Annotated in this window: 13 protein-coding genes and 1 tRNA gene; 11 read left to right on the forward strand and 3 right to left on the reverse strand. The window is 64.9% G+C overall.

Features of this window, described 5'->3' with window-relative positions:
* Positions 1-193: 193 nt before the first annotated feature.
* A complete protein-coding gene (locus D2V17_RS04465) occupies positions 194-1,108 on the reverse strand; it encodes a hydrogen peroxide-inducible genes activator (protein ID WP_119591925.1) in 915 nt (304 codons plus the stop codon).
* A gap of 102 nt (positions 1,109-1,210) precedes the next feature.
* Between D2V17_RS04465 and D2V17_RS04470 the strand changes: the two genes are divergently transcribed.
* From D2V17_RS04470 to nhaA, 3 genes are all read left to right on the forward strand, one after another.
* Positions 1,211-1,366 (forward strand): DUF465 domain-containing protein, encoded by a 156-nt coding sequence (locus tag D2V17_RS04470; protein ID WP_119591926.1) that lies wholly within the window; start codon positions 1,211-1,213, stop codon positions 1,364-1,366.
* A gap of 430 nt (positions 1,367-1,796) precedes the next feature.
* Positions 1,797-2,000 carry a hypothetical protein gene (locus D2V17_RS04475; RefSeq protein WP_119591927.1) on the forward strand — a complete coding sequence of 68 codons (204 nt, stop codon included), beginning with the start codon at positions 1,797-1,799 and terminating at the stop codon, positions 1,998-2,000.
* Between the two features lie 3 nt (positions 2,001-2,003).
* Positions 2,004-3,173 (forward strand): Na+/H+ antiporter NhaA, encoded by a 1,170-nt coding sequence (gene nhaA, locus D2V17_RS04480; protein WP_119591928.1) that lies wholly within the window; start codon positions 2,004-2,006, stop codon positions 3,171-3,173.
* Positions 3,174-3,175: 2 nt separating this feature from the next.
* Here nhaA and D2V17_RS04485 read toward each other — a convergent pair.
* A tRNA-Gly gene (locus tag D2V17_RS04485) sits at positions 3,176-3,249 on the reverse strand.
* Positions 3,250-3,533: 284 nt separating this feature from the next.
* Between D2V17_RS04485 and D2V17_RS04490 the strand changes: the two genes are divergently transcribed.
* From D2V17_RS04490 to dhaK, 5 genes are all read left to right on the forward strand, one after another.
* On the forward strand, positions 3,534-5,219 hold the full coding sequence (locus D2V17_RS04490; RefSeq protein ID WP_119591929.1) for a BCCT family transporter: 1,686 nt from the start codon (positions 3,534-3,536) through the stop codon (positions 5,217-5,219).
* Between the two features lie 196 nt (positions 5,220-5,415).
* Positions 5,416-6,303, forward strand: a complete 888-nt coding sequence (locus D2V17_RS04495; protein ID WP_119591930.1) for a class II fructose-bisphosphate aldolase — start codon at positions 5,416-5,418, stop codon at positions 6,301-6,303.
* A complete protein-coding gene (locus tag D2V17_RS04500) occupies positions 6,303-7,028 on the forward strand; it encodes an HAD-IA family hydrolase (RefSeq protein ID WP_119591931.1) in 726 nt (241 codons plus the stop codon). Before D2V17_RS04495 ends, D2V17_RS04500 begins: the two co-directional genes overlap by 1 nt.
* 23 nt (positions 7,029-7,051) lie before the next feature.
* On the forward strand, positions 7,052-7,714 hold the full coding sequence (gene dhaL, locus D2V17_RS04505) for a dihydroxyacetone kinase subunit DhaL (RefSeq protein WP_119591932.1): 663 nt from the start codon (positions 7,052-7,054) through the stop codon (positions 7,712-7,714).
* A gap of 23 nt (positions 7,715-7,737) precedes the next feature.
* Positions 7,738-8,730, forward strand: a complete 993-nt coding sequence (gene dhaK / locus D2V17_RS04510; protein ID WP_119591933.1) for a dihydroxyacetone kinase subunit DhaK — start codon at positions 7,738-7,740, stop codon at positions 8,728-8,730.
* A gap of 78 nt (positions 8,731-8,808) precedes the next feature.
* Here dhaK and D2V17_RS04515 read toward each other — a convergent pair whose 3' ends face one another.
* On the reverse strand, positions 8,809-9,762 hold the full coding sequence (locus D2V17_RS04515) for a TauD/TfdA dioxygenase family protein (RefSeq protein ID WP_119591934.1): 954 nt from the start codon (positions 9,760-9,762) through the stop codon (positions 8,809-8,811).
* 147 nt (positions 9,763-9,909) lie between these two features.
* Between D2V17_RS04515 and D2V17_RS04520 the strand changes: the two genes are divergently transcribed.
* The 3 genes from D2V17_RS04520 to D2V17_RS04530 all read left to right on the forward strand — a co-directional run.
* A complete protein-coding gene (locus D2V17_RS04520) occupies positions 9,910-10,185 on the forward strand; it encodes an I78 family peptidase inhibitor (protein WP_119591935.1) in 276 nt (91 codons plus the stop codon).
* Complete coding sequence (locus tag D2V17_RS04525; protein WP_245978525.1) at positions 10,178-10,582, forward strand: Rid family hydrolase; 405 nt, start codon at positions 10,178-10,180, stop codon at positions 10,580-10,582. Before D2V17_RS04520 ends, D2V17_RS04525 begins: the two co-directional genes overlap by 8 nt.
* A gap of 136 nt (positions 10,583-10,718) precedes the next feature.
* The coding region (locus D2V17_RS04530) for an inositol monophosphatase family protein (RefSeq protein WP_281270540.1) at positions 10,719-11,095 on the forward strand (377 nt) is incomplete at its 3' end.

The following is an 11,095-nucleotide window of genomic DNA, read 5'->3' on the forward strand; positions in this document are numbered from 1 at the left end:
GGCCGCCGCCGCCAGCGCAATCGCGACATGGAGCCCCGGCGCGCGGCCAAGCGCCTGCGACAACCGCGCCACGAACAGCGCATCGCGCCCGCTGGCGATCACCAGCGCGGTGGTCAGAAAGGCGAGGAAAAAGGCCGACATTGCGCCCGGCTCATAGCCGCCCCGGCCAAGGTGAGCCAGACGCGATCGCTGCTCACCCGAGCGGCCTTGTCATCGCTTCGCGCGCGGCGTCGCCGATGGCGGCGGCAACCACGCGGAACATCTCGGCCGCAGGCGAACTGCGCCGCCAGATCAGCCCGATCGAGCGATAGGCCGCCCAGTCGATCACATCGAGCCGCACGATCGAGCGCTCGCCCCCCGCCTCGGAGCGCAGATAGAGTTCGGGCAGCAAGGCCAGCGCGATTCCCGAGGCCACCATCTGCCGCACCGAATCGAGGCTGATACCCTCGTAATCCTTGAGCACCACGGCCCCGAACCCGTCGCAAATATCGCGCACCTGCCGATGGTAATGGTGGCGCGGGTCAAGGCTGAGGAAGCGCTCTCCGGCCAGTTCGGACTGCTGCACCGCCACTTTGGCCGCAAGCGGGTGATCGGGAGGGGCGACCACGCTCAGCGGCTCGCGGAACAACGGCTCGATCTCGATGTCGTCGCCCGCCACCGGCAGCGGCGTCAGCAGCAGGTCGAGCGCGCCGTTGCGCAGGTGCTGCACCTGTTCATCGGGAATGCCATCGCGGATGTGCAGCTTCATATCGGGGTATTCGCGATGGAGCCGGGCGATCACCTCGGGCAGCAGATAGGGCCCAAGCGTGGGCGTGACGCCGAGGCGGAAAGTGCCCGCCATGCGCTCGGCACTGCGCGCGGCGATGCGCTTTACGTCCTGCACCTCGGCCAGAATCGCGCGGACCTTGCCCACCACGTCGCGCCCGATCGGGGTCAGCGCAATGCCGCTGGAGCGGCGGTCGACCAGCACCGCCCCCAGCCGCTCCTCCAGTTGCCTGAGCTGCTGGCTGAGCGTCGGCTGCGCCACGTGGAGTGCAGCAGCGGCGCGGCCGAAATGGCCGTGATCGGCAAGCGCGACGAGATATTCGAACTGGCGAAGCGTTGGCATGGCACTGATAGCCTAGCCCTATTGAAACGCCCTTGTCACTTCGATTGGCATCGATGCGCCGGAATACCCAGCTTGCCATCAGGCAACACAAGGAGAGAAACGATGGCAGACACGCACCTTGAAACCCTGCGCAAGCGGCATCGCACGCTCGATCGCCTGATCGATACCACCAAGGCGCTCGCACGGCAGGGCGACCTGACGCACCTCAAACGCGAGCGGCTGCTGCTGAAGGATCGCATCGCACAGCTGTCCGCCTGACCCGATCAGTGCGCATGATGGCAAGGGCGTAGGGTAATCCTGCGCCCTTCGTTGTTAAGAGCCCAGGTCTCCGACGGACGATAGGCCAAGCCGCCGCCACACGATAGCTTCTCTCTATCAGAGCGGATTAACCGATCCATTCTCTCGATAAAACTACCGATTTTTCAGAGAGATGGGCCAGCCAGCCCCACAAATGCCCCGGTCATGACCGACGCAATGCCAGCGCCATCCAATTGAAACCAAACGGAGGCAGAACCATTGTTGTCACGCGGACCGGGCCCCTCTGGCAAGCGCCTTCCTGACGCTTGTGATGTCGGACCGCATCGGACGGCCCTGTACGGGACCTGGCCTGCCCCCTCTCGCCCCCCGCCTGTGCGAGGCCGTCCGATAAACCATCCCTCTGCTGACCACACACCCTGGGAGACACGACATGAAGGCCCGCATCTACAAGTTGAACGAATACCTCCAGCGCGTGGAAGAGCGCCTCTCGCTGGAGCAGCAGCGCAAGCGGCCCGATGGCTTTGCCCTGCTGCATCTGCGGATGCTGCGCCTGCGGATCAGGAATGCCCTGACCCGCGCGATGGCGCGCCTGTCCACACCTGCTGTTGCCGCGCCGCAGATGCAGGCGGGCTAAGCGATGCTGGCGCGCGCAACCGTAGCCCTGCGCGATTTCCTCAAGCAGGAGAGCGCAGGCGGTATCGTCCTTATCGCATCGGCCCTGTTCGCGCTCGTCGCGGCCAACAGCGCGGCGGCCGGCACCTATTTCGGCACGCTGGACCTGCCCGTCGCCGTGACGGTGGGCAGCTTCGCCATCGCCAAGCCGCTCTTGCTGTGGATCAACGACGGCCTGATGGCGGTGTTCTTTTTCCTCGTCGGCCTCGAAGTGAAGCGCGAGGTGGTGCAGGGGCAGCTGTCGAGCTGGAACAAGGCGTCGCTGCCGCTGTTCGCGGCCATCGGCGGCATGGCCGTTCCGGCGCTGGTGTTCCTTGCGCTCAACTCCGGCTCGCCCGAGAACGCCTCGGGCTGGGCAATCCCCGCCGCGACCGACATCGCCTTTGCGCTCGGCGTGCTGTCGCTGCTCGGCCCGCGCGTGCCCATTGCGCTGAAGGCGCTGCTGCTGGCAATCGCGGTGATCGACGATATCGGCGCCATCACCATCATCGCGCTGTTCTATTCGGGCACCATCGACACCGGCATGCTGGCGGGCGGCGCAGCGGCGCTGGCGGGCCTGATCGCGCTCAACCGGCTGCGGATCGGCTCGTCGATCCCCTATGTGATCCTGACCGTGGTGCTGTGGGTCTTCGTGCTGAAGTCGGGCGTCCATGCGACGCTGGCAGGCGTGGCTGCGGCCATGACCATCCCGCTCACCGCGCGTGACGGCTCGGCCCCGCTTGAGCACATGGAGCATGGCCTGCACCCCTGGGTGGCCTTCCTGGTGATCCCGATTTTCGGCTTTGCCAATGCGGGCGTGAGCCTTGTGGGCCTGTCGCCTGCCGACCTGCTCGCACCGCTGCCGCTGGGCATTGCGCTGGGTCTGCTGATCGGCAAGCAGGTGGGGATTTTCGGCCTGGCCTTCGTGGCGGTGAAGCTGAAGCTGGCGAGCCTGCCGGAGAACGTCGGCTGGCGGCAGGTGCATGCGGTGTCGCTGCTGGCGGCGATCGGCTTCACGATGAGCCTGTTCATCGGCAACCTCGCCTTTGCCGATCCGGCACAGGTCGATGCGGTGAAGCTGGGCGTGCTGTCGGGCTCGCTGGTGGCGGCGCTGAGCGGCTATGCGCTGCTGCGGATGTCGCTGAAAAGCAGGTGAGCTGGAGCGGGTGAAGGGAATCGAACCCTCGTCGTCAGCTTGGGAAGCTGCTGCTCTACCATTGAGCTACACCCGCAACACGCTGAATTGGTTGGATTTTCCAGGATGCGACGGCGACCCTTCCAACATTTCGCTTGCGATGACCGCCGCCTAGCCTGCTTTTTCGGCCGGATCAATCATGGCTTTGCCGCACAGGAGGAGATTGTGCGACAAAACCGGCTGACGGATGGCCCCGATCCGGCCCAAATTTGCATTCGGGCCGCTTCCCCCTATGCTTGAAGCTTCTCAACCGAGACTGACAACGACGTCGCCAAGTGCATGAAGCCGTGCGCTTACTGTGCGACCGCAAGACGGGTACAGATGCCGGAAACCAACGAAACACCCATTTCTCCTCCCCTGGTGGAACTGGAGATCAACACCCACGATCGCGGCTTTTACGACGGCTTCAGCCGCGAGGTAACGATCCCCTCGAAGATCATCGTCTCGCTGATCATCATGTGGGCAATCTTCTTCCCGGTTTCCGCCAACGAGACGCTCACCGTCGTCAACTCTTCGATCGTCGCGAACTTCTCTGGCTGGTACGTCTTTCTCGTCGCCGCGCTGATGACCACCTGCCTTCTTCTCGCACTCATCCCGCAGGCCGGTTCCCTGCGCATCGGCAATCCGGGCGAAAAGCCCGAGTTCGGTTTCTTCAGCTGGTTTGCCATGCTGTTTGGCGCAGGCATCGGCATCGGCATGCTGACCTATTCGACCGGCGAGCCACTCGCCCACTTCCAGAACAACCCGGACATCATCCGCGGCACGGTGGCCGCTGCGTCGCCCGAAGCGGTGCGGCCCGCCTATGTCTACACCTTCCTCCACTGGGGGCTGGCGGCCTGGGGCTGCTACGGGCTGGTGGGCCTCGCCATCGGCTATGTGGCCTACCGGCGCAATCTGCCGCTGACGATCCGCTCTGCCCTCGCCCCGCTGTTCGGCAAGACGATGGAGGGCGGCATCGGGCACATCGTCGATATCGTGGCGGTCGTGGCGACGATCCTTGGCGTGGCGGTGACGATGGGGCTCGGCGTCGAGCAGTTCGTCGCGGGCCTCAGCCGGCTGGGTCTGGGCGACTGGCTGCTTGATGCCAGCGGCAAGTCGACACCCACGGCCATTATCGCCTCGCTGGTCCTGCTGGTCGGGGCCTCCACGCTCAGCGCGCTGTCGGGCGTGGGCAAGGGCATCAAGTGGCTGTCGAACATCAATCTGGGTCTGTCGCTGGCGCTGCTGGCCCTGTTTGCGGTGGTCGGCGTGGGGCTGGCGGGGCTCGAACTGCTGGGCGTGACGATTGTCGACTATCTGCTCAGCCTTCCGCGCACGGCCCTGACGCTGTTCCCCTCCGACGGAACCGCGATCGGCGAGGCGCTGGTGCGCTGGCAACTTGACTGGAGCGTCTTCTACTGGGCCTGGTGGATCGCCTTTGCCCCCTTTGTCGGCATGTTCATCGCGCGCATCTCGCGCGGGCGGACGGTGCGCGAATATGTGCTGGGCGTGATGATCGTGCCTTCGCTTATGTGCTTCGTCTGGATGATACTGGTCGGCGGCACGGCCATCGAGCTGGAGCTTGGCGGACAGGCGCAGGGCACGATCCTGGCCGCGCCGATTTCCGATCAGCTCTATGCCACACTCAACGTCCTGCTCGATCCGGGTGTGGCGGCCATTGTCTCCGGCCTCGTGGTGATCCTGCTGATGACCTACCTCATCACCAGCACCGACAGCGCGATCCTGATCGTGAACACGATCAACGGCGCGGGCGAAACCGATGGCCAACGCCGGCGCCATATCCTGTTCTGGGGCTTTGCGCTGGCGGTCATGGTCGGCTCGATGCTGATCATCGGCGGGATCGACGCCATTCGCACCACCATGATTATCGGCGCACTGCCGTTCTCGCTGGTCGTTGCCCTGATGGGCGTGGCCATCGTGAAAGCCATCGCTTTCGACATCGTGCGCAAGCGCCACGGCGTCCCGACGACCGCCGATGCCTGCGAGCATTGGCCGGACGAACCCTAGAACCGCAGGCCATCGCATATGCGGCGGGCCGGAGTGCCCCGAGCTGGCACAGCGCCTCTCGCATTTCGGACTTTTTCAATCTCGAAGCTGCCTTCAGCATGCAAACACGGCTGGTTAGGCAGGCGATGGGTCGCTATGGAACCGATTCGAAGGGGGCCGCAACCCCCGCAGACATATTCAACGAGGGGGCCCTCCCATGCCACTAGTCAACATGAAGCCGCTGCTCCGCCACGCAATGGACAACGGCTATGCCGTCGCCGCGTTCAACCTGGTCGACTACAACTCGACCAAGGCCATGGTGAAAGCCGCCGAGGGCCTCAACGCCCCGGTCATCTGCCAGACCAGCTCGAAGACCATCGACTATTACAGCCACGAAGAGATCGTCAGCTGGGTGCGCACCTGCGCGGAAAACTCGCCGGTCCCGGTCGTGCTGCACCTCGATCACTGCAAGAACCTCGACATGATCGAGAAGTGCGCCGCCAGCGGCTGGACCTCGATCATGATCGACGCCTCGGAATTCCCGTTCGAGGAAAACCTCGCGATGTCGAAGCAGGTCCGCGCAATCGCCGAGAAGTATAACGTCGGGATGGAAGCCGAACTCGGCCAGATCATGGGCGTGGAAGACGATATGGTGGTCGACGAAGCCGACTCTGTGCTGACCGACCCGGTCGACGCCAAGACCTTCTGCGACGCGCTCGACCTCAGCGCCTTCGCCTGCGCCGTGGGCACCGCGCATGGCTATTACAAGGGCGACCCAGTGGTCGATTTCGACCGCATCGAGGCGATCAACAGGGCCACCCGCACCCCGATGGCGCTGCACGGCGGCACCGGCCTTTCGGACGAGACCTTCGCCAAGGCCATCGCCCGCGGCGCGGCCAAGGTGAACATCTCGACCAACCTGAAGCACGTCTTCATCGACAGCGTGGACGACTACCGCAAGGCCAAGCCCAACGACTACGAGCCGCTGCGCGTGATCGACGCCCAGTATCAGGCCTGCAAGGCCATGTTCGCGGGCTTCATCGAGAAGTTCGGCGGCAAGGATCAGGGCGCGGCCTTCCTCGCCACGCTGCGTGAGAACGCCTGATGATCAAGGCGCTGATTTTCGATTGCGACGGCGTTCTGGTCGATACCGAACGCGATGCGCACCGCGTCGGCTTCAACCGCGCCTTCGCCGAGTTCGGCATCGACGCGGAATGGAGCGTCGAGCTTTATGCCCGGCTGCTGCTGACCGCTGGCGGCAAGGAGCGGATGACCGTCTATTTCAACGAATTCGGCTGGCCTGAGGATCAGGTCGCCAGGTTCGGTGGGCAGCAGGAGCTGATCCTCGCGCTGCACAAGGAAAAGACCCGCATCACCTCCGAGATCGTGACCGAACTGCCGGTCCGCCCCGGCGTGTTGCGGATCATCGACGAGGCGCGCGCGGCGGGTGTGCGGCTGGGCGTCTGCACCACCTCGAACGCCAGGTTCATCGATGCGGTGCTCGACCTGTTCGGGGCGGAGCGGAAAGCGGCTTTCGAGTTCGTCCATGCGGGCGATGTCGTAGCCAAAAAGAAGCCCGATCCCGAGATCTACAATCTCGCGCTCGAAACGCTCGGCCTGCCCGCCAGCGCCTGCGTAGTGGTGGAAGACAGCCGCAACGGCCTGCTTGCCGCCAGTGGCGCGGGCATCCCGACGCTCATCACCACCAGCACCTATACCAGGGAGGAAGACTTCTCCGAGGCGGCGCGCGTGGTGCCCGAACTGGGCGACGATCCCATTATCATCACTTTGGCAGACCTGAACGCGCTCAACGAGGCGGCAACCGCCTGACGCGACCCACCGGGGAGGATTGAATGACTACGCTTACCATCGACCAGATCGCCGGGGCGATCGACGTCACCTGCGACACCGTGATCCGCAACGAAAAGTACTTCTCCGATCTCGATGGCCTTGCCGGCGACGGTGATTTCGGCACCTCGCTGGCCACCGGGTTCAAGGTCATCAAGGCCGAACTGCCCACCGCCGACCGCAGCGCCGTGGGTGCCTTGCTGCTCAAGATCGCGATGGTCTGTTCGAAGCATGTCGGCGGGTCGTCGGGTCCGATCTGGGGCACGGGCTTCATGAAGGCCGGGATGGCCTCGAAGGGCGAGACCGAGGTCAGCTACGCCAAGCTTACCGAGATGGTCGGCGCGGCGCTGGAGGGTATCATGGCGCGCGGCGGGGCCAAGCGCGGCGACAAGACGCTGCTCGATGCGCTGATCCCGATCCACGAGACAATGCAGGAAATGGACGGCTCCGACCTTGGCGCCGTGCTGGCCGCTGTCACCGCCGAGGCCGACAAGGCCATCGACGAGACCCGCACGCTGGTCGCCCACCGCGGCCGCGCCTCGCAGGTTGGCGAGCGCAGCGCCAACACGCCCGATCCGGGCATCGTCGGCATTGCCACGATCCTCTACGACTGGTGCAAGCACTACGGCATCGATTACGCGCCGCAGGCCGCCGAACTGAACCGCTGATTTTCCAAACGGGAGAGAGACCAATGAAGAAATTCGTCAACGATCCGGCCAATTTCGTGCCCGAGTTCATGGCGGGCGTGATCGCCGCCAATGGTGACCTGCTCGAAGCCGTGCCCGAGTTCCAGCTGATCAAGCGCAAGAGTGTCGACGCCAGCAAGGTCGCCATCGTGCAGGGTTCGGGCTCGGGCCACGAACCGGCGCACGTCATGGCCGTGGGCCCCGGCATGCTGACCGCCGCCTGTCAGGGCCCGGTCTTCGCCGCGCCGCCGGTCGATGCCTGCTACGAGACGATCAAGTCGGTCGCCACCGATGCGGGCGTGCTGGTGCTGGTCAACAACTACCAGGGCGACCGCATGGCCTGGGACATGGCCAGCGAAATGGCCGAGGCCGAGGGCATCAAGGTCGTGCAGTTCCACATCAACGATGACGTGGCCGTGCAGGACAGCCTCTACACCGTTGGCCGTCGCGGCGTGGCGGGCAACTTCTTCGTGATGAAGGCCTGCGGTGCCGCCGCCGAAGCCGGCGCGAGCCTCGAAGAGGTCGTCGCCGTTGCCGAGAAGGTGAACGCCAACGTTCGCACCATGGGCGTTGCACTCACCAGCTGCATCCCGCCGGCCAAGGGCGACGTGATCTTCGACATCGGTGACGACGAGATGGAAATCGGCGTCGGCATCCACGGCGAGCCGGGCCGCGAACGTGCCAAGATCCAGCCTGCCGATGCGATCGCCAAGATCCTGTTCGATGCCGTAGCCGACGACCTGCCGTTCAACTCGGGCGACCGCGTGGCGCTGATGATCAACGGCCTTGGCGGCACCCCGCCCGCCGAACTCTATGTGCTCTACAACAAGGCCGCCCAGCTCTGCGCCGATCGCGGCCTGACCATCGCGCGCAACTATGTCGGCGAGTATTGCACCGCCATCGAGATGGCCGGCGCTTCGCTGACGCTGCTCAAGCTCGACGACGAACTGGAAAAGCAGCTCGCCGCTCCGGCGCAGACGGCCTGCCGCATCTTCTGATCGCAGCCAGCCGCTGACAAACAAAATGGCCCGGTCCTCACACGAGGGCCGGGCCTTTTTGCTGTGCCTTGGCCGTGTCTAGCGCCCCGCGTCGCGCGCCTTGTTGATGTCCACCGTCTTGGGCGATTTCGAGAACAGCTCGGTATAGGGATCGTCGCCCGTGTCCATCGTGTGCGGCTCGGTCCCTTCGCGCACGGTGGTGCGGCGCATGTCGCGCTTTTCGTTGGCGGCATCGAAATCGCCGCCGCGATGCATGGTGCACAGGTTGTCCCAGATCACCATGTCGCCCACGTTCCAATCGACCTTGAACACATATTGCGGCTGGGTGCAGTGCTCGATCAGCTGCTTGATCAGCGCGCGGCCCTCCTGCTTGTCCATCCCCTTCACGTCCATCGTGTGCGCGGCGATAAACAGCGCCTTGCGGCCCGAGCCGCGGTGAACGTGGACCAGCGGGTGCTCGGCCTTGAAGCGCTCGTCGATCTCCTCCTCGGAAATATCGGCACCGGCCTGCTTGCGGCTCCACCACAGCGAGTTGATGCCGACCTTGCCTTCGAGCAGCTGCTTGGTCTCTTCCGGCAGATCGGCATAGGCCTGGCGCGTATCGGCGAACCATGTCTGCCCGCCCTCCTTCGGCACCTGACGCGCCATCAGCAGCGAATAGGAGGTCCGCTGGGTCAGGAAGGCGGTGTCGGTGTGCCAGAGCCGGTCGCCCTTGCGATATTCGATCGCCGCCGGATCGCGCGTGATATTGCCGTCCAAATCGAGGTTCGAGGCATCGAACAGCTCGCGAAAGGGCAACCGCATCCGCTGCCCCTCAGGGCGCTTGGGGACGCGTTCGAGATAGCCGAAATTGCGGCTGAACGCGACATGCTGCGCATCGTCCATGCCGGTGTTGCGCCACAGGGTGACGCCGTAAGTGTCCATCGCATCGGTGATCTGCTTCAGCTCATCGGCAGACAGCGGCCGGGTCAGGTCCAGCCCCGAACACTCGGCCCCGAAAGCGGGCAGGATGGGTTTGACAGTCAGCGGCATGATTTCTCTCCGATTGCTCTCCGGCAAGCAATAGATAGCTTGCTAAGTACTTTCACTCTTCTTACGCCTGCCGGTGACCGCTGGCAATATGGTGTGCCGTTCAGCGTGGCTGGCGCGCGCGGATTGGCTCTGTTATCCTGAGGACCTATGCGAGCACACACCCTTACTCTCGTTGCCCTGCCCCTGCTGGCGGCCTGCACCTCCGTCCCCGAACAGCCCGGCCAGTGCGATGCGGCCCCGGCCCAGTCGCTTCTGGGCGAACCCTATACCGAAGCGCTCGGCGCGAAGGTGCAGGAGCTGACCGGCTCGACGATCCTGCGCCCGGTGCACGAGGGCGATCCCGTCACCGAGGACTACCGGCTCGACCGGGTCACCGTCGTCTGGAACGACGGGCGCAAGGTTGTGAAGATCTCCTGTGGCTGACCCGAACGACGGTCGCCCGCGCATCGCGCCGCTCTCGCCGTTCGAGGAGCAGGCCGGGTTTACCCGCGCCATCCGCGTGGGTGAGCGGATCATCGTGTCGGGCACCGTCGGGGTCGAGGAAGACGGCAGCGTCTCGCCCGATGCGGGACGGCAGGCGGAACGCTGCTTCGAGATGATCCTCGGCTATGTCGCCGAGCTGGGCGGCCAGTCGGGCGATGTGGTGCGCGTGCGCATGTTCGTCACCGATATCAAGGATGCCGACGCCGTCACCGCCGCCTTCAGCCGCGCGCTTCGCCATGCCCGCCCCACCGGCACGCTGGTGGCGATCAGCGCGCTCTACGATCCGGCATGGAAGTGCGAAATCGAAGCCGAGGCGGTCATTGGCGCGGGGCAGTGAGCCCGTCGCGGCCTGATACCCCAGATAACAGGGCCGATAGGAAAGGCTCCTTGTATGACTGCCGCGCAGCCGACAATGCGCGGGAATGTGCTCAGGCGGTGCAGCAACAGGGGGCGGATTTCCAAGTATGACAACCATGTCAGACGCAGAGCTGGCCGCCCATCTGGCGCAGTACGCGGGCAGGATCCTGCTCGAAGTGCGCGATAGCGGGATGTTCGCAGGCAAGGCGCTGGGCAAGGCCGGCGACGAGACCGCCAACCAGTTCCTCGTCCATGCCCTGCGCCACCAGCGCCCCGACGATGGCCTGCTGTCGGAAGAATGCAAGGACACCGCCGAGCGCCTCACGAAATCGCGCGTATGGATCGTCGATCCGGTCGACGGCACGCGCGAATATGGTGAGGCGCGCTCTGACTGGGCCGTGCATGTGGCGCTGGCGATCGATGGCGTTCCGGCCATCGGCGCGGTCGCCCTGCCCGGCCTCGATGGCGGACTGGTGCTGCGTTCGGACGCGCC

Origin of the sequence: Aurantiacibacter xanthus (assembly GCF_003584015.1) — a bacterium.
Lineage (GTDB): Bacteria > Pseudomonadota > Alphaproteobacteria > Sphingomonadales > Sphingomonadaceae > Alteraurantiacibacter > Alteraurantiacibacter xanthus.

What these genes read in the sequence shown, in the direction of transcription:
- D2V17_RS04465 (WP_119591925.1), bottom strand. Translation starts at nt 1,108, where the DNA reads ATGCCAACGCTTCGCCAGTTCGAATATCTCGTCGCGCTTGCCGATCAC.
- D2V17_RS04470 (WP_119591926.1), top strand. Translation starts at nt 1,211, where the DNA reads ATGGCAGACACGCACCTTGAAACCCTGCGCAAGCGGCATCGCACGCTC.
- D2V17_RS04475 (WP_119591927.1), top strand. Translation starts at nt 1,797, where the DNA reads ATGAAGGCCCGCATCTACAAGTTGAACGAATACCTCCAGCGCGTGGAA.
- nhaA (WP_119591928.1), top strand. Translation starts at nt 2,004, where the DNA reads ATGCTGGCGCGCGCAACCGTAGCCCTGCGCGATTTCCTCAAGCAGGAG.
- D2V17_RS04490 (WP_119591929.1), top strand. Translation starts at nt 3,534, where the DNA reads ATGCCGGAAACCAACGAAACACCCATTTCTCCTCCCCTGGTGGAACTG.
- D2V17_RS04495 (WP_119591930.1), top strand. Translation starts at nt 5,416, where the DNA reads ATGCCACTAGTCAACATGAAGCCGCTGCTCCGCCACGCAATGGACAAC.
- D2V17_RS04500 (WP_119591931.1), top strand. Translation starts at nt 6,303, where the DNA reads ATGATCAAGGCGCTGATTTTCGATTGCGACGGCGTTCTGGTCGATACC.
- dhaL (WP_119591932.1), top strand. Translation starts at nt 7,052, where the DNA reads ATGACTACGCTTACCATCGACCAGATCGCCGGGGCGATCGACGTCACC.
- dhaK (WP_119591933.1), top strand. Translation starts at nt 7,738, where the DNA reads ATGAAGAAATTCGTCAACGATCCGGCCAATTTCGTGCCCGAGTTCATG.
- D2V17_RS04515 (WP_119591934.1), bottom strand. Translation starts at nt 9,762, where the DNA reads ATGCCGCTGACTGTCAAACCCATCCTGCCCGCTTTCGGGGCCGAGTGT.
- D2V17_RS04520 (WP_119591935.1), top strand. Translation starts at nt 9,910, where the DNA reads ATGCGAGCACACACCCTTACTCTCGTTGCCCTGCCCCTGCTGGCGGCC.